Raw genomic sequence first — 20,660 nt, 5'->3', positions numbered from 1 at the left:
ATGAGCACCACCTCCCCGGCGCGTCCGCGCCGCCGCCTCGTCGACCGCCTGCCGGTCGTCCACCAGCTCCGGCAGAGCGTCGGCCTCCAGCGGGGGATGCTCGTCACCGGCCTGATCATCACCGGCGCGTTCCTGCTGGTGGCCCTGTTCGCGCCCCTCATCGCGCCCTACGGCTACTCGCAGCTGCGCTCGGGCGGCGAGTCGTTCGGCGCGCAGGAGCCGCCGAGCGCGGAGCACCTGCTCGGCACCACCGTCGGCGGCTACGACGTCCTCTCGCGAGTGATCTGGGGAGCGCAGACCGCGTTCCTCGTGATCGTCGTCGCCGTGGTCCTGTCCATCTTCCTCGGCGTCTTCCTCGGCCTCGTCTCCGGCTACCTCGGCGGCTGGCTCGACCGCGTGCTCGTCGTGATCTGCGACGCGATCTACGCGTTCCCGACCCTGCTGCTGGCGATCGTGATGTCGATCGTCATCTCCGGCGGGCAGTCGAACCTCTGGGCCGGCATCTTCGCCGCGGCGGTCTCGATCACCGTGGTCTACATCCCGCAGTACTTCCGCGTGATCCGGGCCGAGACAGTGCGGATCAAGGGCGACGCCTTCGTCGAGTCGGCGAAGGTCATCGGAGCGTCGACGCCGCGGATCATGTTCCGCCACGTCCTGCGGAACGCGACGCGCACGCTGCCGCTGATCTTCACGCTGAACTCCTCCGAGGCGATCCTGACCCTCGCCGGCCTGGGCTTCCTCGGCTTCGGCATCGAGCCGACGTCGGCCGCGGAGTGGGGCTACGACCTCAACAAGGCGCTGTCGGACGTCACGAGCGGCATCTGGTGGACCTCGGTCTTCCCGGGCCTGGCGATCGTGCTCGTGGTGCTGGGCATCACCCTCGTGGGCGAGAGCCTGAACGATCTCGCCGACCCGCGCCTGCGCGGTCGGCGCGCGGTGGCCGCCGGTGCCGGCGACGTCGCCGCGACGTCCGTCGTGCCGGGCGGCGTCCTCGCCGCCGACGGCCTGGAGACGCCGGGGCACGACCCCGTCGCCGGAGTGGAGGAGACGCGATGAGCGACCAGCGCATCGTCCGGGACGCCTCAGCGCGTCCAATCGTGGACATCACCGACCTGGAGGTCGCCTTCGCGAGCGACCGCGGCGCCGTCCGCGCCGTCGCCGGCGTGAGCCTGCGCGTCGAGCGCGGCGAGGTCCTGGCGATCGTCGGAGAGTCCGGCAGCGGCAAGACCGTGACCGCGAAGACCATCCTCGGCCTCCTGCCCGAGACGGCCACCGCCTCCGGAGTGGTCCTGCTCTCGAAGAAGGACGGCAGCGCGGCGACCGATGTCGTCTCCGTGCCGAAGGCCCGCCTCCGGGAGCTGCGCGGCACCGACGTCGCCATGGTCTTCCAGGAGCCGGGAACCGCCCTCAACCCGGTCTTCACGGTGGGCTGGCAGATCGCGGAGGGACTGCGCGCTCACGGCTCCGTCTCGAAGAAGGAGGCGCGCAAGCGCGCGATCGACGTCCTGCGCACCGTCGGCATCCCGGAGCCGGAGAAGCGGGTCGACTACTATCCGCACCAGTTCTCGGGCGGCCAGAAGCAGCGCGTCGTCATCGCGATGGCCCTGGTTCTGGATCCCGGCCTGATCGTCGCGGACGAGCCGACCACCGCGCTCGACGTGACCGTGCAGGCCGAGATCCTCGACCTGCTCCGCCGGTGCCGCGACGAGTTCGGCACCTCGATCGTGCTGATCACCCACAACATGGGCGTCGTCGCCGATCTGGCCGACCGCGTCGCCGTGATGTACCAGGGCGAACTGGTCGAGGAGGCGACGGTCTCCGAGCTGTTCTCGGCGCCGAAGGCCGAGTACACGAGGAAGCTCCTCGCCGCCGTCCCGCACGTGGGTCAGGGCGTCGAGCGCGCCCGCGTCCGCGCCGTCGAGCGCGCCGAGGCCCCCGAGGCCGAGACGCTCGTCGCCGCCGAGGGCCTGCGGATCCAGTACCCCGGCCGGCTCGGCCGTCCCGGCTTCGTCGCGGTCGACGGCGTCTCGCTGCGCATCCGCGCGGGCGAGGTGCTCGGCCTCGTCGGCGAGAGCGGCTCGGGCAAGACCACCATCGGGCGCGCCATCGCGGGCCTGACGCCGGTGACCGGCGGGTCGCTGAAGGTCCTCGGCAAGGAGATGCGCGGCATCCGCGAGCGAGCCTTCCGGCCGGTCCGCGGCGACATCGGCTTCGTGTTCCAGGACCCGGCGTCGAGCTTCAACCCGCTGCTCACCATCGCGGAGTGCGTCGCCGAGCCGCTGATCGTGCACGGACGGGCCGGCGACGCCGCCGGGGCGCGCTCGCGCGTCGACGAGCTCCTGGAGGCGGTGCAGCTGCCCCGCTCCTACGGTGACCGCTACCCGCACGAGCTCTCCGGCGGCCAGCGCCAGCGCGCCAGCCTCGCCCGGGCCCTCGCCCTCGAGCCGAAGCTGCTGATCGCCGACGAGCCCACCTCGGCGCTCGACGTGTCGGTGCAGGCCCGCGTGCTCGAGCTGTTCGCCGAGCTGCAGCGCGAGTTCGGCTTCGCCTCCCTGTTCATCAGCCACGACCTCGCCGTGGTCGACCTGCTCGCCGACCGCATCGCGGTGCTCTACCGCGGCGAGCTGGTCGAGGAGGGGACGGGGGCCGAGGTGCTCGCTGCGCCGAAGCACCCCTACACGCAGCGCCTGCTCGCCTCCCTGCCCGTGCCCGACCCGGTCGAGCAGGCCTCGAGGCGCGAGCTCCTGCGCAGCATCGTCGAGGCGGAGCGCCGGGCGTGAGCCGGACCGCCGAGGATCAGGCCCCCATCGTCGTCGACGACCTCAGCGTCGAGTACCCGCCGCGCGGCATCAGCCGACGGTGGACGGCACTGCGGGGAGTGAGCCTCCGCGTGGAGCCGGGGGAGGTGCTCGGGATCCTCGGCGGCAGCGGCTCGGGCAAGTCCACGCTCGCGCGCGTGCTCGGCGGCGACGGCCTGGGGCACGACGGCGGCCGCACGCGTCCGGTGATCATCGGAGGGGACGCGACGGTCGCGGGGCACCGCCTCCGCTCGCTCCCCGCCCGCGAGCTCAAGCGCTTCACCGTCGACGTCGCGCATCTCGCGCAGGACGCCGGTGCGGCCCTCCGCCCCGAGCTGACCGTCTCGGAGCTGATCGCCGAGCCGATCTTCCTCCGCGACCGCCACTACAACCCGAAGGCCGCGGCGGTGCGGGTGGCGACGCTGCTCGACTCCGTGCACCTGCCGCTGTTCCTGCTCGACCGCTACCCCTACGAGCTCTCCAGCGGCCAGCGCCAGCGCGTGGCTGTGGCCCGCTCGCTCGTGCTCGGGCCGAAGGTGCTGATCGCCGACGAGCCGACCTCGGGCATCGACGCGACGGTGCGCGAGTCGATCGTGGACCTCCTCGCCGACCTGCGGCGCCGGGAGGGCTTCGCCGCCGTCGTGGTCAGCCACGACATCGACGTGCTGAGCCGGGCGACCGACCGGATCGCCGTGCTCGTCGGCGGCGAGGTCGTCGCGTACGGGCCGCTGCTGGAGGTTCTGATCGAGGCCCGGCACCCCTACGTGCGCGAGCTCGGAGCGGCCTTCGCCGAGTACGAGCGCTTCGACGCCTCCCGAGCGCAGCGCGTCGAGGCGGCCGACCAGTGACCGTCCCGCGCGTCGCGGTGCTCCCGCGGCCGAAGCCGGTGTTCGCCGAGGCGGTGGAGTCGGGCGGTGGAGTGGTCGTCGGACTCGACGAGAGTCCGGACGCGCTGCTCTGGCTGTCCTACGGCCGCACGGACGAGCTGGCCGCTGTGCTGGAGGAGCACCCGTCGATCCGCTGGGTGCAGCTGCCCTGGGCCGGCGTCGACGTCTTCGCGCCCGTGCTCGCCGCGTCCCGCGCGGACGTCGTCTGGACCAGCGCCAAGGGCGCCTACGCGGAGCCGGTGGCCGAGCACGCGCTCGCGCTGGTGCTCGCCCTCCTGCGCTCGCTGCCGGAGCGGGCGCGCGCCGTGTCGTGGGGGCCGAAGAAGGCGGTCACGCTGCACCGCGCCTCCGTGGTGATCGTCGGAGCAGGAGGGATCGCTCGCGAGCTCCTGCGGCTGCTCGCCGTCTTCGACTGCCGGGTGACGATCGTCCGCCGCGGAGACGAGCCGGTGGAGGGCGCCGCCCGCACCCTGCCGGCGTCGCGGCTCGCCGAGGCCGCGGCGGACGCCGACGTGCTGGTCCTGGCCGCCGCCGCCACCGCGGGCACGGAGCGGATGGTCGACGCGGGTCTGCTCGCGCGGCTCCCCGCCCACGCCGTGCTCGTCAACGTCGCCCGGGGGAGCCTCGTCGACACGGACGCGCTCGTCGCGGCCCTCGCCGAAGGCCGTCTCGCGGGCGCCGCGCTCGACGTGACGGACCCCGAGCCGCTGCCGGACGGGCATCCGCTCTGGAGCGAGCCCCGGTGCCTGATCACGCCCCACAGCGCGGACACCCCCGAGATCACCGCGCCGCTCCTGGCCGAGCGCGTGCGCGCCAACGTGGCCGCCTGTGCCGCCGGCGGGCCGTTCGTCGGCCGCGTCGACCCGGGCTCCGGCTACTGAGTGCGCGCCCGATTTTGCGTTCGCGGAGAGTTTGCTAAAGTAGTACCGCGCTGATCGCCTCCGGGTGGTCGGATGATCCTCGATAGCTCAATTGGCAGAGCAATCGGCTGTTAACCGGTAGGTTCTTGGTTCGAGTCCAAGTCGGGGAGCGAAGGGTCCGGGACTCCACTCTCGGGCCCTTTTTTCGTGCCCGCGAGCGGTCGCCCTCGAGGGCCCACCCGCTCGGACCGACGATCGGAGGGGCGATGCGCGAGGACGTGCTCGCTCTCCTGCGCCGCCGCCCCGACGTCGAGGCGGCGGATCTCGTCGCCGTCGACGCCAGTGACCGTCTGCTGCTCGACCTCGCCGCCGATCGCGGCCGCCTCGCCGTGATCGGGGACGCCTACGGGGCACTGAGCCTCGGCCTCGCCGCCGACGGCCGTGCCGTACGCGTCGTGCAGGACTCGATCACCGCCGAGCGCGCTCTCGCGCAGAACCTCGAGACGGTGCGGGGATCGGGCGTCGATCTCGCGCCGATCGAGATCGTCGACTCCGTCGCGGAGGCCGTCCGCGACGCCGACGCGGTGCTCCTGCGCCTGCCGCGCTCGCTCGACGCGCTGGCCGCCGTCGCGGCCGGGACCGCACTCGCGAACCCGGCGGCGACCCTGATCGGCGCCGGCCGCATCAAGCACATGACCCGCACGATGAACGACGTGCTCGCCGTGCGCTACGAGCGGATCGACGTCTCCCTCGCCCGGCAGAAGTCGCGCGCCCTGCTCGCGAGCGGCGCGCTCCCCGACCAGCCGCCCGCGCCAGGGCCCGAGCGGCGCCGTCTGGACGAGCTCGACCTCGAGGTCGTCGCACTGCCGGGAGCCTTCGCAGGTGCACGACTGGACCTCGGCACCCGCGCCCTCCTCGCCGCCCTCGATCTCGACTCCCTCCCCGCGGGCACCGCACTCGACCTCGGCTGCGGAACCGGCGTGCTCGCCGCCGTGGTGGCTAGGGCCCGCCCCGACCTCGCCGTGATCGCGACGGACACCTCGCGTGCCGCGGTCGAGTCCGCCCGGGCGACCGCGGCGGCCAATGGGCTGGCCGTCCGCGTCCTCCGCGACGACAACGCCTCGACTCTGGAGGCGTCCTCCGTCGACGTCGTGCTCTGCAATCCGCCGTTCCACTCCGACGGAGCCGTCACCGACCTCGTCGCCCGGCGCATGCTGCGCGCGGCCGGCCGCGTGCTGCGCCCCGGAGGCGTGCTGTGGACGGTCTTCAACTCCCACCTCGCGCATCCGGCCGAGCTGCGCCGCGCGGTCGGGCCGACCTCGGTGGTGGCGCGCGACCGCCGCTTCACCGTCACCCGCTCCGTGCGCTCCGACGGCTGAGTCCGGCTCCGCAACCCCCTCCGCGGCCTCAGGTCCGCTGTCCGCGGCGCGGGTACGATCTCTCTCCGGCGCTCCTGTGCCGAACCCGTCCCGTCACCCCGGAGGCCGTCGTGCTCGAAGTCGTCCTCGTCCTCGCCCTGATCGCGGTCGTCGTGCTGTGGCGTCGCGCCGTCGGCGCCGAGCGCCGTGCCGCCGAGAGCCGTGCGGAGGAGGCGGCGCGCGTCGTCCGCCTCGAGCTGGCGGTCGGCGAGCAGGAGGCGAGGCTCCGCATCGTCGGCGAGCTCGAGCAGCTCGCGGTCCGCAGCGCCGCGCACGTCGTCGAGGAGGCCGAGAGCGTCCGGCTCACGATCGACCGCGACCCCGCCGCAGCCGCGCGGTCGGCGCAGCGGGCAGTGCGGGCGGCCGAGGCCTCGCTGGCGCAGCTGCGCCGCATCGCGACCGTCGCCTCCGTCGATCCGGGGGAGCTGCCGCGCACCGGCGGCTCCGTCCCCCTGATCGAGGGCGCCCGCGAGCGAGGCCTGAGCGTCCGCGAGGAGTCGTTCGGCGAGCCGTTCCCGCTGCAGGACGGCGCCGAGGTGGCTGTGCTCCGGGTGCTCGAGTACGCCTTCGACTCGGCGCTGGAGACCGGCGGCGCGGGGACCGAGGTCCGCATCAGCTCCCGATGGACGACCACGGGCCTCCGGGTGGAGGTCGACGACGACCGCGAGCAGCACGGCGCGGCGGAGCAGGACGCCAGCGCTCTCGAGGCGGACCTGCGCTCGCTCACCGAGCGCATCGACAGCCCCGCGCTCGCCGAGCTGCGCGAGCGGGCCGCCCTCTTCGGCGGCGACGTGACCGAGAAGCGGACGCCCGGCGTCGGCCGGAGCGTCACCGCCTCGTTCCCCGCGATCCGCCACCACAACGGCGTGCACGGGGTCGACCTGGCCTGAGTCAGTCCTCGAGGTGCTCCACGCCGGGCAGCCACGAGACGCCGGGGCCGCCCCAGCCGCGCTTGCGGGTGATCTTCGCGACCGGCTTGTGATAGTCGTGCTCGAGACGGTCGATGTAGAGCACGCCGTCGAGGTGGTCGAACTCGTGCTGGAACACGCGGGCGAACCAGCCGTCCGCGACGATCTCGAACGGCTCCTGCTCGAGGTCGACCGCGCGGAGGATCGCGCGCTCGGAGCGGCGGAGCGGGAAGCGCTCGCCGGGGAAGGAGAGGCACCCCTCCGACTCCGTGTCCTCGTCCGCCTCGCCGAGCGGGGTCGGCGTGACGAACAGCTCGGGGTTGATCGCGACGCCGCGGCGGGGGGTGCCGTCGTCGTCGGCGTAGTCGTAGACGAACAGGCGCAGCGGGACGCCGACCTGCGGGCCGGCGAGGCCGACTCCGGGGGCGGTGTCCATCGTCTCGAACATGTCGGCGACGAGGGTGCGCAGCGCATCGTCGAACTCGGTGACGGGGGCGGCGGGGGAGTGCAGGACGGGGTCGCCGGCGATGCGGATGGGGAGGACGGCCATGGGGGACAGGGTACCGCGGGGCCGTCGACCGGGTCCGCGAGGATCATCCGCTGGGCTCAGCCCCTCACCCGTGCGTCGGAGGACTCCCGGAGGCGTTCTGGGTAGGGTCGACCCCATGCCCGCCGATCTCGCCGAACTCCTCAACGACCCGGCGAAGTTCATCGGCATCCCGATCGCTCTCGTGGGCGCGGTGTTCCTCTCCCTCGGCGCGCAGTTCCAGCACCGGGGAGTGGCGAAGGTGGAGCGGTTCTCGAAGCGCTCCGGCTCCTCCGGGCTCAGCGGCGGCCAGCTGGTCGCGCTGCTCTCGCGCCCCTCGTGGGTGATCGGCACCCTGCTCCTCGGCCTCGCGATCGTCTTCCAGCTGACGAGCCTCGGCTTCTCCCCGCTCATCGTGGTGCAGCCGCTCGGAGCGGTGGCGCTCGTGATCACCGCGGTCGTCAACGCGCGGGTCAGCCGGGTGCGCCTGAACGCGGCGTCGATCCGGGCGATCGTGCTCTGCGTCGGAGGCGTCGGCACGTTCGTCCTCGTGGCGGCGTTCAACGCGGTCGACAAGTCCATCCAGACGCCCGAGCTCATCACGATCCTCGTGATCCTCGCCGTGGTGCTCACGGTCTTCGTCGTCGCCTTCCGCGTCTTCCGCCGCGGAGCGAAGGCGATCTTCTACATCGTGGGCGCGGGAGTGGTCTACGGCTTCGTCGCGACTCTCGCGAAGGTCGTGCTCAACCGCATCAAGTACGGCGAGTTCGACCCGCTGACGGTGGTCTGCATCGTGGCGCTCCTGGCCGCGACCGCGCTCGGCGGGTACTTCGTGCAGAACGCCTACTCCTCCGGCCCGCCGGACCTCGTCGTCGCGGGCCTCACCGTCATCGACCCGCTGGTCGCGGTCGCGATCGGCATCGTCGTGCTCGGGGAGGCGCAGTACGCGGCCCCATGGGCGATCCCGCTCTTCATCGCGGCCGGGGCCGTCGCCATCTACGGCGTCTTCCTCCTCGCCAAGCACCACCCGCAGGCGCGCTGACGGCGCGGGATCCCGAGTGGTGAGGACTCCTCTGCCTACAATGGGTCCGCGCCGAGAGCCACGAAACCGACCGACCTCCGCCGATCGCTCCCTTCTCTCCCCGAGCGGCACGACACCGATAGGACCTCCCGTGTCAGATCCCCGCGACGCGTCCCGACCGGGATCGCCCGACTCCCGACCGCTGACGGTCGTGATCGGCTGCGACACCTTCGCTCCCGACGTGAACGGAGCCGCGAAGTTCGCCGAGCGCCTCGCCGCCGGTCTCGCGCAGCGCGGCCACGAGGTCCACGTCGTCGCCCCCTCGGCCGACGGCTGGAGCGGCACCCGGGTCGAGACGCACGAGGGCCAGCGGATCATCGTGCACCGGCTCTACAGCTGGCGCTGGTACCCGCACGACTGGCTGCGCTTCGCGATGCCGTGGCGCATCCGGCAGAACAGCGCGCGCATCCTCGACGAGGTGAAGCCCGACGTCGTGCACTTCCAGTCGCACATCATCGTCGGCCGCGGCCTCGGGATCGAGGCGGCCAAGCGCGGCATCCGCATCGTCGGCACGAACCACTTCATGCCCGAGAACATGCTCGAGTTCACCCTCCTGCCGAAGGCCGTGCAGGCCAAGGCCGTGGCGATGGCGTGGCGGGCCGCGCGCCGCACCTTCGGCCGGGCGGAGGCGGTCACCACGCCGACCCGCAAGGCCGCGCAGTTCCTCGAGAAGTACACGGGCCTCCGGGGCGTCCACGCCATCTCCTGCGGCATCGACGCCGACAACTACACGCCCGACTTCTCGGCCCGCGCCGGCGACTCGATCCTCTTCGTCGGCCGCGTGACCGGCGAGAAGCACATCGACGTCCTGCTCCGCGCGGTGGCCCTGCTCGATCCGGCGCTCGACGCGAAGCTCGAGATCGTCGGCGGCGGCGACCAGATGCGCAACCTCCAGCAGCTCGCCGCGACCCTCGGCATCACCGACCGCGTCCGCTTCACCGGCTACGTCTCGGACGCCGAGCTCAAGGAGGCGTACACCCGCGCCACCGTGTTCGCCATGCCGTCCATCGCCGAGCTGCAGAGCATCGCGACGATGGAGGCGATGGCCTCGGCCCTCCCCGTCGTCGCCGCCGACGCGATGGCCCTCCCGCACCTCGTGCACGACGGCGAGAACGGCTACCTCTTCGCGCCGGGCAGCGCCGAGGCCCTCGCCGAGCGCCTCACCGCCGTGCTCACGGCCGACCAGGAGGACCTCGAGGCGATGAAGCGCGCCTCCCTCCAAATCGTCGCCGCGCACGACATCAACCGCACGATCAGCACCTTCGAGAGCCTGTATCGTGGGGAGCCGGTGGCCGATCCGGCCTCCGACGCAGCGTCCGCACCCGCCGCCACCTGACGGCCGCTCGGACGGGCGCCGCGGGGCGTTAGCTCAGCCGGTCAGAGCAGCGGACTCATAATCCGTCGGTCACGGGTTCAAGTCCCGTACGCCCTACTCCGCTCCACCCGCGGTGGTTCCTCCTCTCCAGCGCCGGGTCGGGCCTCCACCTGATGTCGTTCTCGTCGGAGCGGACGGTCCGGCCCCTTCAGGCCGACGGGCCGTGCCTCAGGACGCCGCCGACGCGGTCCTCGCCGGCACGCCGACCGCGGACGAGTCGGAGGCGACGTCGCGGACGACGACGGCGCCGGCTCCGACCCGCACACGGTCGCCGACGGTCACGTCCCCGACGATCGTCGCGCGGGCGCCGATGTAGACGTCGTCGCCGATCACGGGCGTCCGACCCTTCGACTCGCCGATGGTGACGCCGTGGTAGATGAACGCGTTCCTCCCGATGACCGTGCGCGGGTGCAGGATCACGCCGCGGCCCCAGTGGGGGAGCCGCAGGCCTGGCCCGACCTGAGCGGTCGGCGGCAGCTCGGCTCCGACGATCATGCGGGTCCAGACGAGATCGACGAGGCGGTAGACGAGGTGGAGGGGGAGCCGGGTCCTCCGAGAGCTCGAGTACTGCCCGAGTCGGAGGACGAGGACGGTGAGCCGGTCGGAGGCGTGGCCCTTGGCGGCCAGGTCCGCGCGGACGACGGCGCGGAGGTCAGCGAGATCCATGCTCCCAGTCTGAGTGGGAGCCTCGCGGGTGAGTCCGGGCCGTCGGAGATCGTCCGGGGCGTGGCGAGCATCCGCGAGCGGACGACACGGTGGCTCGATGCGCTAGCACGTCCCGACGCGCCGCGCCCGTACTGGCCGGTCTCCGCTCGACGTGATTGCCTGAACCCGTGCCTGATCTTCCGATGTTCCCGCTCGGCTCCGTGCTCCTGCCGCACATGCCGCTCCCGCTCCGGCTGTTCGAGCCGCGGTACCTGCGGATGCTCGGCGACGTCCTCGAGGACGAGACCCTCGCGTTCGGCGTCGTGCTCATCGAGCGCGGCCAGGAGGTGGGCGGCGGCGACCAGCGGTTCGCGGTCGGCGCCCGCGCGCGCATCCTGAACATCGACGGGGCGGAGTCGTTCGTCACGCTCGACTCCGTGGGCGAGGAGCGCTTCGAGGTCGTCCGCTGGTACGAGGACGACCCGTACCCGCGCGCCGAGGTCCGCCTGCTGCCCGATCTGGAGTGGGACGAGAAGCACGCCCCCGCGCTGGCTGCGGCGGAGTCGGCGGTCCGCACGGCACTGGCGGTCGCGAGCGAGTTCGTCGAGCAGCGCTACGGCGCGGTCGTCGAGCTCGCCGAGGATCCGGCCGCGCACGCCTGGCAGCTCGCCGGCGTCGCACCGGTCACCGAGCTCGACCGCCTCGCGTTCCTCCGCAGCTCCACCATGGAGGAGCTGCTGGAGTCGGTCCGGGAGCGCTCCGCCGAGGCGACCGAGTCGTTCCGCGCCGGCTGGGCCTGAGCCCGGTCCCGGCGTCCCCCGACGAGCCCGTCAGTCCTCGAGACTGACGCCGCGCTCCTCCGCCAGCTTGACCAGGTCGTCGACGACCACGAGCGCCATCCGCACCGAGCGGTCGCGGCGGTACTCCTCGTCGTCCGGGTCGATCCGCGAGGTGCGGTCGAGGGTCTCCTCGATCGACTGCGCGAGCTCGCGCCACGCGTCCTGACGGGCGTCGTCGACGAGCGTCGCGAGGTACTCCTCGTCCTGCGCCCGCCTGTGGAGGGAGTCGGCGACCAGGAGCGAGAGCCGCTCGCGGTGGTCGAGGTTGTCGACGTCGGCCGAGCGGTAGTCGTGCACGTGGTCGGAGCGGCCGCCCACCGAGGTCACGTCGGCGGCGATGCCGCGCAGGCGCTCAGCGGCTGCCTCGGACTCGCGCGCCAGCTTCTCGAGCTCCTCCGCGGCGACGACGGAGTAGCGGCCCGAGTCGAAGGGGACGTCAGCACCGAGGCCGTCCATCAGCACACGGTTCTTCACGGCCATCCGGCTCGCGTACTGCGCGAGCATCAGGCCCTCCTCGGCGGCCTCCTCGACGGAGGCGGGCTCGCGCGACGGGTTCTCATCGGGGTCGTACGGCTCCATCTTGAACCTGCGTCGACGCCGGAACCACACGTGCGTCACCTACATCCCGGAGCAGGCGCCCCGCCCGCCGGAGCACCTCTTCGAGAGTACCCGGCGGGCGGGCGCCGTGGTCGGCGGCTCAGGCCTCGCGCCAGTCGTCCTGCCGGAGGTGGGAGCCGGCCTGCGGCCCCATCTGCAGCATCCCGCCGTCCACGACGTACGAGGATCCGGTGATGGAGGAGGCGGCGGGAGAGGCCAGGAAGGCGACCACCGCCGCGATCTCGCGGGCGTCGCCGGGGCGGCCGAGGGGGATGCCGGGGCGGTCGATCGTGACGGGGTCCACGTTTTCGGCGTCGTTCATCGGCGTGGCGATCTCTCCGGGGGCGACGGCGTTGACGGTGATGCCGAGGGAGCCGAGCTCGAGTGCGGCGACCTTCAGCAGGCCGCCCAGCCCGTGCTTGGCGGCGGTGTAGGCGACGGAGCCGACCCGCGGCTGGTGCTCGTGGACGCTGGTGACCGCGATGATCCTGCCGCCCGTGCCCTGGGCCGCCATGCGCCGCGCGGCGCGCTGGAGGCAGACGAACGCTCCGTCGAAGTTCAGGGCGACGGTCGAGCGCCAGCTGTCGAGGCTCTGCTCGAGGAAGGGCTCGCCTCCGCCTCCGCCCGCATTGCTGACGGCGACGTCGAGCCCGCCCAGTCGATCCGCGAGGTCGTCGATCACGTCGCCCGCGCCCTCCAGATCCGTCGTGTCGAGGCGCGCGATCTCGGCGCGCCGACCGAGGGAGCGCACCTCCTCCGCCGTGCCCTGCGCGCCCTCCTCGTCGCTGTGCCAGGTGATGCCGACGTCCATGCCCGCCTCGGCCAGTGCCACCGCGGTCGCCCGGCCGATGCCGGAGTCCGAGGCGGTCACCAGTGCACGGGTGGGCCGGAAGTCTCGAGGTCCCTGGGTCATGTCGTCTCCTGTCTCGATCGGGCCGCCGATCCGGCGGACACGGGTCGATCCCATCAGCGGATCCGGCGCGCTCGGGAGCCGGTTGACAGGTCCGGGCTCGCGCGAGCCGCGTGGCGGTGTCCCCGCTGAGCGCCCCGATCGCGTTGACTGGGCGGATGGATCACCGGCGCATCTCGGTCGTCGTCCCCGTGAAGGACGACGCCCGCCACCTCGAGCAGCTGCTCGAGCTCCTCCGCGAGCAGACGCTCGCTCCGTTCGAGATCGTCGTCGTCGACGACGGGAGCACCGACGACAGCGCCGCCGTCGCGCGAGCGGCGGGCGCGCGGGTGGTGCGGCACGACGGAGCCGGGATCCCGGCGAGCACGGCGCACGGCTTCGACGAGGCACACGGCGACGTCCTCGCACGGCTCGACGCCGACTCCCGCCCGGGACCCGACTGGCTGGCGCGCCTGGCCGGCCACTTCGCCGATCCCGAGGTCGGAGCGGTGACCGGTCCCGGACGCTTCGACGAGCTCGGCCCGATCGCCCGGGTGATCGCGCGGGTCGCCTACATGGACGCCTACTTCGTGCTGATGGGGTCGGCGCTGGCCAACTGGCCGCTCTTCGGCTCCAACTGCGCCGTCCGCCGGTCGGCGTGGGAGGAGATCGCGGAGGAGATGCACCGGCACGACGCCTACGTGCACGACGACGTCGAGATCAGCGTGCACCTGGGACTCCGGCACCGGATCGTGCTCGACCGCCACCTCGAGGTCGGCATCTCGGCCCGCCCCTTCGGCGCCTTCGCCGACATGCTCCGCCGGTTCGACCGCGCTCTGCACACGCTGGCGCGGCACCCCGGGATGGGGTCGTCCCTGCAGCGCTGGACGCACCGGGTGCGCCGCACCCACCGCGACCGCCTGCGAGCGACGGCCGCGGCGCGCCGCTCCGGCTGACGACGAGAGCCGACGGCGCCGCCTGACGGCTAGGGCTGGGCCGCGTCCGGCCGGGCCGCGTCGGGCTCGGCCTCCGCCGCCCGATCCTCTCCGGGCGCGGTGCGCCCCTCCTTAGGCATCGCCCAGACCGCGGCGAGCATGCCCACGGCGAGGACCGTGAGCGCGATGCAGACGAAGCGGGTGCCCTCGGCGAGGTCCGCCGGTGCGGGGACGCCGCCGCCCGCCTTCGCGTTCACGATCGCGCCGAACACGGCCACGGCGACGGCGCTGCCGATGTTCCGGGCGAAGAAGTTGGTCGAGGAGACCACTCCGCGCTCGTTCCAGTCGACGCTCGACTGCGCCCGGATCAGCGTCGGAGTCGCCACGAGCCCCATGCCGGCGCCGATCAGCACGCAGAAGCCGGCGATCTCCCACAGCGTCGAGGAGGCGCCGAGCAGGACGGTCAGCGCCGTGCCGATCACGACGAGCCCCGCTCCGAGGAAGCCCGTGTTGCGGAAGCCGATGCGCAGGTAGAGCCGGCCCGACAGGCTCGCCGCTACCGGCCAGCCGAGCGTCATCGCCGCGACGGCGAAGCCCGCGCCGAGGGCGGAGCTGCCGAGCACGCCCTGCGCGAAGGTCGGGAAGTACGAGGTGACGCCGAGCGTGATCGCGCCGACGGTCACCGAGACCAGGCTGGTCGAGATCAGCACGCGCCGCGTGAGGACCCAGAGGGGGAGCACCGGGGCGGCAGCTCGCCGCTCGATCGCGACGAAGCCGGCGAACGCGAGGGCCGAGACGACGAACACGCCGACTCCGGCGGGGGAGAGCCACGGCCAGGCGCTGCCGCCCTCGAGCAGCCCGAGGATGAGCAGCGCGGTGCCCACGGCGAGCACGGAGGCGCCCGCCACGTCGATCCGCTGCTTCTCGCCCCGCGTGGTCTCGCGGAAGCTGCGGATCAGGAGGAACGCCGCCAGGAGGCACAGGGGGATGTTGACGAGGAAGATGCCGCGCCAGGCGCCCAGGTCCGAGAGCACGCCGCCGAGGGTCGGCCCGACGACCGAGGAGATGCCCCAGACGCTCGCGAGGTAGCCCTGGGTCTTCGCACGCTCGGCGACCGTGTAGATGTCGCCGGCGATGGTGATGCCCATCGGTTGGATCGCTCCGGCCCCCAGGCCCTGCAGGGCTCGGAACGCGATCAGCGCGGGCATGCTCCAGGCGAGGCCGCACAGGAGCGAGCCGACCAGGAACAGGGCGATGCCGATCAGCATGATGGGCTTGCGCCCGATCACGTCGGCGAGCTTGCCGTAGAGGGGGACCGAGACGGCCTGGGCCAGCAGGTAGATCGAGAACAGCCAGGGGAACTGCTCGAAGCCCCCCAGGTCGGCGACGATGGACGGCACGGCCGTCGAGAGGATCGTGGCGTCGAGGGCGACCAGAGCGGTCGAGATCATCAGGGACAGCAGGATCGGGCCGCGCTCCGAGCGCAGTCCGACACTCGCGCGGGTGGGGGCGTCGGTCACTCTGCCCAGGCTATTACGTAGCCGGGGGATGGAAGCGGGGAGGAGAGGATCCGCTCCGGGGCTCGGTAGACTGGTGGCATGGAACTCGTTCTCTGGCTCGTCGTGTCCGCCATCGCCGGTGTCGGCCTCGTCTCCGGAGTCGCGGCTCTCATCGCCATGACGCGGGCGCCCTGGTCGGCCGACAAGTAGCCGCCCGGCCGGCCTCGCGCCGGCACTACTCGTAGATCCGCACCACGCTCCACTGCGGCTCCGTCGACGCGACCACGTCGAGCATGAACGCTCCGCCGGTCGCGAGGTCCGTCGCCTGGAAGCGCCAGCCGCCGATGCTCACCGGTGTGCGCCCGAACGTCGGCGGGAACCCCTCGAGGGGCGCCCACCACTCGCTCGTGCAGGTCCACACCGTCGGCCGGTCGGTCACCCGGTAGCTCCCGCCCCGCCACTCGAGCGCGATCGGCACTCCCTCGCCGTCGGTCGAGACCAGCGCCGTCTCGTCGATCACCGCCATCGTCGTGCTCCCGTTCACTCGCCGGACCCGGTTGGCCGTTCGAACATGTGTTCGATAGTCTGCGAGTGTACGCCGCGGCGCTCGTGCTCGCCACGGCCGCGGATCGACCGGTGGGAGGCGCGATGATCGAGTGGAGTCCGCTCCAGATGCTGCGCAGCAGCGGGCAGGACGAGTGGGTGATGGTCGACGCCCTGCGCACAGGCCGGATCGGCCTGGTGCGCCGCATCGAGACCGGCCCGTACCGCGAGACCTGGTTCCGCGCGGTGACCTGGGCGGCCGAGCCGGAGAGGCGGACGCTCGTGGGCTACTCCCGCTCGATGGACACCATCGCGGCCGCCCTATGGGCCCATCAGCCGCCGACGGCGCAGGAGAAGCCCTTCCCCGGCTACCCGCCCTCGCGGCCGTCGCCGTGACTCCTTCAGCGAGAGGGGGCCCGGCCGTCCCCGCGACGGCGGCCTCCGTGTCCGCCACGGGGGAGAATGGCCCGATGCTCCTCGCACTCGTCGGCGGCCCCACGGGGGCGTGGCGGGCGGTCGACCCCGTCGGCGGCGCCGAGGCCGGGAGCGGCAGGGGCCCGGCCGAGCTGGCGGCGTTCGTCCGGGAGCGGGAGCCGGAGCGCCCGCGCTGGGTCTGGGACGACACCGCGCGCTGGTACCCCGCACTGCTGTCGGCCGGCGTGGTCGTCGCCCGGTGCCACGACCTCCGGCTGGCCCGCGCGATCCTCCGCCGCTCGGTCTCCGCCGCCGCATCGGCTCTCGCGCGCTCGCCCCTCGACCCGTGGGACGCGGGAGCCGCGGCCCCCGCCGCGCAGGACACGCTGATCGGGTTCGAGGAGGCGGCGGGCGGCTCCGACGAGCTCGACCCCGTCCTCGAGCTGGCCCGGCAGGAGGAGGCGCTCTCCGGCGTCGCCGAGGCCGGCCGGCTCCGCCTGCTGCTCGCCGCCGAGTCCGTCGGCGCCCTGATCGCTCGCGAGATCGCCCACGCGGGGCTGCCGTGGCGCGCCGATGTGCACGACCGGGTGCTCACCGGGATGCTCGGCCCCCGCCCGCTCTTCGGCGGCCGCCCGGCCCTGCTGGAGGCGCTGGCCGTCCGTCTGCGCGACGAGCTCGGCGCGCCCGAGCTCAATCCCGACTCGCCGGCCGAGCTCCTCAAGGCGCTGCGGCGCGCGGGGCTGCCGGTCGAGTCGACGCGCTCCTGGGAGCTGCAGTCCCTCGAGCACCCCGCGGTGCCGCCCCTCCTGGAGTACAAGAAGCTCTCCCGGCTGCTCACCGCCAACGGCTGGGCGTGGCTCGACGCGTGGGTGCGCGACGGCCGGTTCCGGCCGGAGTACGTGGTGGGCGGCGTCGTCACCGGCCGCTGGGCGACCTCGGGCGGAGGGGCGCTGCAGCTGCCGCGGCAGATCCGCGCCGCGGTCACCGCGGATCCGGGCTGGAGCCTCGTGGTCGCGGATGCCGCGCAGCTCGAGCCGCGCATCCTCGCCGCGCTGTCGGGCGACTCGGCCATGGCCGCCGCCGGGCGGGGCCGCGACCTCTACCAGGGCATCGTCGACGCCGGCGTGGTCCCCGACCGGCCGAGGGCGAAGGTCGCGATGCTGGGGGCGATGTACGGGGCGACGAGCGGCGAGGCCGGGCGGCTGCTCCCGAGGCTCGCCCGTGCCTACCCGCGCTCGGTCGCGCACGTCGAGGCGGCGGCTCGAGCGGGCGAGCGCGGCGAGAGCGTCTCGACGTGGCTCGGGCGCAGCTCGCCTCCGGGCCCCGAGGGGCTCTCGGCCGATGCGGCCCGGGCACGCGAGTGGGGACGCTTCACCCGCAACTTCGTGGTGCAGGGGACCGCGGCCGAGTGGGCGCTCTGCTGGATGGGCGAGCTGCGGGCGCGACTGCGCGCCGAGGGCGGCGCGGTCGGCCGGGCGCACCTCGTCTACTTCCTGCACGACGAGGTGATCCTGCACGCTCCCGCCGACGTCGGCGAGCGGGTCGCCGCGATCGTCCGCGAGGCGGCGGTGCGCGCCGGACGCTCGCTCTTCGGAGAGGGCGAGGTCGACTTCCCGGTCACCGTCGCCGTCGTCGACTCCTACGACCAGGCGAAGTGAGACGCGGGATCAGTACCAGTGCGGCGAGCGGTTGTTCCAGCTCGACCACGCGTTGCAGGGCGAGCCGTAGGCGCTCTTGATGTACGAGAGCCCCCAGTCGACCTGCGTCGCCGCGTTCGTCTGGTAGTCGGCTCCCGAGTTGGCCATCTTGCTCGCCGGGAGGGCCTGCGGGATGCCGTAGGCGCCGGAGGAGCGGTTCAGCGCGTTCCAGCGCCACCCCGACTCGCCGTTCCACAGCGGGATGAGGCACCGGTCGACCTGGTCGGCGCCCCAGCCGAAGCGGCCGACGGCGGTCCGGGCATAGGCCTGGGCCTGCGCGGGGGAGAGGCCGTCCGTGCGTCCGGCGTAGGTGCCGAGGGCGGCGATGGTCTTGGCGGAGCTGTTGCGCGCGCCGGTCGGGTCGTCGTCGCCGAGTTCGACCGGGCCGCCTCCGCCACCTCCGCTGTTGGAGGGCGCTGCCGGAGCAGCGGCCGCGGCGGGAGCCGACGCGGCGCGCTGGCGGGCGGCCTCGGCCTCGGCGGCGAGGCGGGAGAGGCGCTGCTGCTCCTCGAAGGCCGACTTCGCGTCCTGGCCGTCGGCGTACTCCCGCTCGATCTCGGCGGTGGTGTTCTTGAGCGAGGCGAGCTGGGTGTAGAGCTCCTGGCTGTACTTCTCCTGGTCGGCGACCTTGGCGTCGGCCTCGGCCTGCGCGGAGCGGGCGGCCGAGAGCGCGTCGGCCGCGGCGGTGGCGAGGGAGACGCGCTCGCCCCGGGCCTGCTCGGCCTGCGCGGCGAGGGAGACGGCCTGGTTCTCGGTCGACTGCGCCGCGGTCTGGAGCCGGCTGGTCTGCTGGGTGAGCTGCGTCATGGTGCCGAGGCGGTAGAGCAGCTCGCTCGACTCGTCGCCGCCGATGAGGAGGTTGAGCGTCGCATCGGTCCCGCCGTTGCGGTAGAGCTGCGCGGCGAGACGGCCGGCCTGCTCCTTCGCTGCGTCGGCGTCCGAGCGGGCGGCGGAGGCGCGCTCCTCCAGGGCGCTCACGCGCTGGGTCGCCTCGTCGAGAGCGCTCTGCGCGGCGTCCGCCTCGGCGGCCCGGCTGATGGCGGCGTCGGTGAGGGCGGCGGCCTGGTCGCGCAGGTCGGCGAGGAAGGCGGTGATGCGGTCGACCTCGGCGGCGGTGGCGCTCTCGCTCGACTTCGCGGCCTCGACATCGGACCACGAGGGGTAGTCGGACGGGTCGTAGGCGGCGGACGCGGAGAGCGGGGCGGCGAGGGCGGCGCACAGGACGAGGACCGTGCCCGCTCCGGCGGCGACGAGGCGCCGGCGCGCCCGGGAGGGGACGCGGAGACCGAGGGGGGTGCGGGACATGCGAACCACCCTAGGCGACGGCACCCGCGCCTGTCTCGTCCTAGCTCGAGGCTCGACGGCCCCGGCGGGGACGCTCGAGAGCGTATCCGCGGACGCCCCGTCCCGGCCCGTCGCCCGTGAGCTCGTCGCGGGCCGCCTCGAGGAGGCGCCGCAGGGCCTCCTCCCGCACGCGGGCGGCGATCGCGGCGAGGCGGCGCTGCGGGTGCGCGTCCTCCTCCTCCGCCTGCTCGTCGGCGGTGGCGGGCAGCGAGCTCTCGTACGCGTCGAGGACGGCGGCGAGGTCGGCGCCGGACATGCTCGAGGCCAGCAGCACCCGGTCGAGGACGTCGTCCCAGTCCTCCTCCGGGGACGCTCCGTCACCCGTCAGCCAGGCGGCCGCCTCCGCGCGGCCATCGTCGGTGAGCGCGTGCAGGGGGAGGCCGTCGTCGGTGGACCCGGCCGAGACGACGAGGCCCCGCTCGCGCAGGCGCTCGAGCGTCGAGTAGATCTGGCCGACGTTGACCCGGGGCCGGTGCGCGGCACGGTCGAGGAGCTCGGCGTGCAGCTGGAGGCCGTAGGCGGGGCCGAGCGTGAGCAGGGCGAGCAGGCCGTCGCGGACGGACACGGTGCTCCTCCCGGCGGGCGTCTGGCGGTGTGCGGCGTCCGGCGGCGCGGACGACCCGAGTATAGGCAGGAGCCGCCCACGGCCGGTCGAGCAGGCGCGGCGAGCCGCCTTGACGGAGGTCCGCCGCTCCTGCATGATCGGGCGTGGTGGCACGTCCACCGTCATAATCGAAGAAGGCGCACCGCAGAGTGTTCCGTGGTCCGGGTCGTTGGGGAAGACGCACCGGGACGAACGGAGGACACCATGGTGGCGCAGCAGACTCGGGGTGTGCTCTTCGTGCACTCCGCCCCCCGCGCGCTCTGCCCCCACCTCGAGTGGGGGACAGGTCGCGCCCTTGGTCGTGCCGTGAACTTCGCCTGGATCGAGCAGCCCGTGCTCCGCAGCACACTGCGCGCCGAGTTCGCTTGGGAGGGCCCGGTCGGAACCGGTGCCGTCATCGCGTCCGCTCTCCGCGGCTGGGCCGACGTCCGCTACGAGGTCACCGAGGAGCCCTCTCCCGGCGTCGACGGCGGCCGCTGGATGCACACGCCCGAGCTCGGCATCTTCTACGCCCAGACCGACAGCGCGGGCAACACCGTCGTGCCCGAGGACCGCATCCGCTCCGCCATGGAGCTCGCCGGCGCCGATCCCATCGAGCTGCACCGCGAGCTGCGCCTCGCCCTCGGCCAGGCCTGGGAGGACGAGCTCGAGCCCTTCCGCTACGGCGGCGACTTCGCCCCCGTCGTCTGGATGCACGGGGTCGGCTGAGCTCATTCGACGCCGCTCCTCGCGCGGCGTCGCGCAGTCGGCTCGGTCGGGTGGTCGGGTTCCGTGGAGCGGCCGGCGTCCGGCGACGCCGAT

Annotated in this window: 21 protein-coding genes and 2 tRNA genes; 15 read left to right on the top strand and 8 right to left on the bottom strand. The window is 73.5% G+C overall.

The features are described 5' to 3' along the window. From C5B93_RS12605 to C5B93_RS12575, 7 genes are all read left to right on the top strand, one after another. The gene (locus tag C5B93_RS12605) at nt 1-1,056 is read left to right on the top strand and encodes an ABC transporter permease (protein WP_104226685.1); all 1,056 of its coding nucleotides are present in this window, start codon (nt 1-3) and stop codon (nt 1,054-1,056) included. Next, nucleotides 1,053-2,780, top strand: a complete 1,728-nt coding sequence (locus C5B93_RS12600; RefSeq protein ID WP_104226684.1) for an ABC transporter ATP-binding protein — start codon at nt 1,053-1,055, stop codon at nt 2,778-2,780. Before C5B93_RS12605 ends, C5B93_RS12600 begins: the two co-directional genes overlap by 4 nt. Further along, nucleotides 2,777-3,646 (top strand): ATP-binding cassette domain-containing protein, encoded by an 870-nt coding sequence (locus C5B93_RS12595; RefSeq protein ID WP_258068222.1) that lies wholly within the window; start codon nt 2,777-2,779, stop codon nt 3,644-3,646. Before C5B93_RS12600 ends, C5B93_RS12595 begins: the two co-directional genes overlap by 4 nt. Beyond that, nucleotides 3,643-4,566 carry an NAD(P)-dependent oxidoreductase gene (locus tag C5B93_RS12590; RefSeq protein ID WP_258063520.1) on the top strand — a complete coding sequence of 308 codons (924 nt, stop codon included), beginning with the start codon at nt 3,643-3,645 and terminating at the stop codon, nt 4,564-4,566. The genes C5B93_RS12595 and C5B93_RS12590 overlap by 4 nt, the downstream gene beginning before the upstream one ends. Before the next feature lie 76 nt (nt 4,567-4,642). Next, a tRNA-Asn gene (locus C5B93_RS12585) sits at nt 4,643-4,715 on the top strand. Between the two features lie 96 nt (nt 4,716-4,811). Continuing rightward, entirely contained in the window at nt 4,812-5,924 is a 1,113-nt protein-coding gene (locus C5B93_RS12580) for a class I SAM-dependent methyltransferase (protein WP_104292599.1), read from the top strand. Between the two features lie 110 nt (nt 5,925-6,034). Next, nucleotides 6,035-6,853: a hypothetical protein gene (locus tag C5B93_RS12575; protein ID WP_104292598.1), complete on the top strand. Its 819-nt coding sequence runs from the start codon at nt 6,035-6,037 to the stop codon at nt 6,851-6,853. 1 nt (nt 6,854) lies between these two features. On the opposite strand, the gene def is transcribed toward C5B93_RS12575, so the two are convergent. Continuing rightward, a complete protein-coding gene (gene def / locus C5B93_RS12570; protein ID WP_104223450.1) occupies nt 6,855-7,421 on the bottom strand; it encodes a peptide deformylase in 567 nt (188 codons plus the stop codon). 115 nt (nt 7,422-7,536) lie between these two features. Between def and C5B93_RS12565 the strand changes: the two genes are divergently transcribed. From C5B93_RS12565 to C5B93_RS12555, 3 genes are all read left to right on the top strand, one after another. Then, complete coding sequence (locus C5B93_RS12565) at nt 7,537-8,439, top strand: DMT family transporter (protein ID WP_104234188.1); 903 nt, start codon at nt 7,537-7,539, stop codon at nt 8,437-8,439. A 130-nt stretch (nt 8,440-8,569) separates the two neighbouring features. Next, on the top strand, nt 8,570-9,814 hold the full coding sequence (locus C5B93_RS12560) for a glycosyltransferase (protein ID WP_258068221.1): 1,245 nt from the start codon (nt 8,570-8,572) through the stop codon (nt 9,812-9,814). Nucleotides 9,815-9,836: 22 nt separating this feature from the next. Further along, nucleotides 9,837-9,910: transfer RNA gene (locus C5B93_RS12555), tRNA-Ile, on the top strand. Nucleotides 9,911-10,021: 111 nt separating this feature from the next. Here the strand turns inward: C5B93_RS12555 and C5B93_RS12550 are convergent. Continuing rightward, on the bottom strand, nt 10,022-10,519 hold the full coding sequence (locus C5B93_RS12550) for a DapH/DapD/GlmU-related protein (RefSeq protein WP_104257921.1): 498 nt from the start codon (nt 10,517-10,519) through the stop codon (nt 10,022-10,024). A gap of 167 nt (nt 10,520-10,686) precedes the next feature. Here C5B93_RS12550 and C5B93_RS12545 point away from each other — a divergent pair, with 167 nt between their 5' ends. After that, entirely contained in the window at nt 10,687-11,298 is a 612-nt protein-coding gene (locus tag C5B93_RS12545) for an LON peptidase substrate-binding domain-containing protein (protein WP_244229436.1), read from the top strand. Nucleotides 11,299-11,328: 30 nt separating this feature from the next. On the opposite strand, the gene C5B93_RS12540 is transcribed toward C5B93_RS12545, so the two are convergent. Continuing rightward, the gene (locus C5B93_RS12540) at nt 11,329-11,916 is read right to left on the bottom strand and encodes a hypothetical protein (protein WP_104223455.1); all 588 of its coding nucleotides are present in this window, start codon (nt 11,914-11,916) and stop codon (nt 11,329-11,331) included. Nucleotides 11,917-12,034: 118 nt separating this feature from the next. Next, nucleotides 12,035-12,847 carry an SDR family oxidoreductase gene (locus C5B93_RS12535; RefSeq protein WP_104292613.1) on the bottom strand — a complete coding sequence of 271 codons (813 nt, stop codon included), beginning with the start codon at nt 12,845-12,847 and terminating at the stop codon, nt 12,035-12,037. A gap of 155 nt (nt 12,848-13,002) precedes the next feature. Here C5B93_RS12535 and C5B93_RS12530 point away from each other — a divergent pair, with 155 nt between their 5' ends. After that, nucleotides 13,003-13,779 carry a glycosyltransferase family 2 protein gene (locus C5B93_RS12530; RefSeq protein ID WP_104223456.1) on the top strand — a complete coding sequence of 259 codons (777 nt, stop codon included), beginning with the start codon at nt 13,003-13,005 and terminating at the stop codon, nt 13,777-13,779. Nucleotides 13,780-13,808: 29 nt separating this feature from the next. Here C5B93_RS12530 and C5B93_RS12525 read toward each other — a convergent pair whose 3' ends face one another. Together C5B93_RS12525 and C5B93_RS12520 are read right to left on the bottom strand one after the other, a co-directional pair. Continuing rightward, complete coding sequence (locus C5B93_RS12525) at nt 13,809-15,209, bottom strand: MDR family MFS transporter (RefSeq protein ID WP_104250985.1); 1,401 nt, start codon at nt 15,207-15,209, stop codon at nt 13,809-13,811. A gap of 283 nt (nt 15,210-15,492) precedes the next feature. Further along, nucleotides 15,493-15,777 (bottom strand): hypothetical protein, encoded by a 285-nt coding sequence (locus C5B93_RS12520; protein ID WP_181068396.1) that lies wholly within the window; start codon nt 15,775-15,777, stop codon nt 15,493-15,495. Between the two features lie 71 nt (nt 15,778-15,848). On the opposite strand from C5B93_RS12520, the gene C5B93_RS12515 reads away from it, so the two are divergent. Together C5B93_RS12515 and C5B93_RS12510 are read left to right on the top strand one after the other, a co-directional pair. Continuing rightward, nucleotides 15,849-16,196 carry a hypothetical protein gene (locus C5B93_RS12515; RefSeq protein ID WP_104223458.1) on the top strand — a complete coding sequence of 116 codons (348 nt, stop codon included), beginning with the start codon at nt 15,849-15,851 and terminating at the stop codon, nt 16,194-16,196. A gap of 74 nt (nt 16,197-16,270) precedes the next feature. Further along, the gene (locus C5B93_RS12510; RefSeq protein WP_104234194.1) at nt 16,271-17,872 is read left to right on the top strand and encodes a bifunctional 3'-5' exonuclease/DNA polymerase; all 1,602 of its coding nucleotides are present in this window, start codon (nt 16,271-16,273) and stop codon (nt 17,870-17,872) included. A 9-nt stretch (nt 17,873-17,881) separates the two neighbouring features. On the opposite strand, the gene C5B93_RS12505 is transcribed toward C5B93_RS12510, so the two are convergent. Both C5B93_RS12505 and C5B93_RS12500 read right to left on the bottom strand, forming a co-directional pair. Beyond that, nucleotides 17,882-19,216 carry a hypothetical protein gene (locus C5B93_RS12505; RefSeq protein ID WP_104267569.1) on the bottom strand — a complete coding sequence of 445 codons (1,335 nt, stop codon included), beginning with the start codon at nt 19,214-19,216 and terminating at the stop codon, nt 17,882-17,884. A 40-nt stretch (nt 19,217-19,256) separates the two neighbouring features. Then, complete coding sequence (locus tag C5B93_RS12500; protein WP_181068395.1) at nt 19,257-19,820, bottom strand: PadR family transcriptional regulator; 564 nt, start codon at nt 19,818-19,820, stop codon at nt 19,257-19,259. Between the two features lie 243 nt (nt 19,821-20,063). Between C5B93_RS12500 and C5B93_RS12495 the strand changes: the two genes are divergently transcribed. Continuing rightward, nucleotides 20,064-20,567 carry a DUF3145 domain-containing protein gene (locus C5B93_RS12495; protein ID WP_104226674.1) on the top strand — a complete coding sequence of 168 codons (504 nt, stop codon included), beginning with the start codon at nt 20,064-20,066 and terminating at the stop codon, nt 20,565-20,567. Nucleotides 20,568-20,660: the final 93 nt, after the last annotated feature.

Origin of the sequence: Rathayibacter sp. AY1A2, assembly GCF_002930935.1 — a bacterium.
Lineage (GTDB): Bacteria > Actinomycetota > Actinomycetes > Actinomycetales > Microbacteriaceae > Rathayibacter.
Note: the sequence above shows the minus strand (reverse complement) of the source record. Positions and strands in the feature narration are given on the sequence as shown.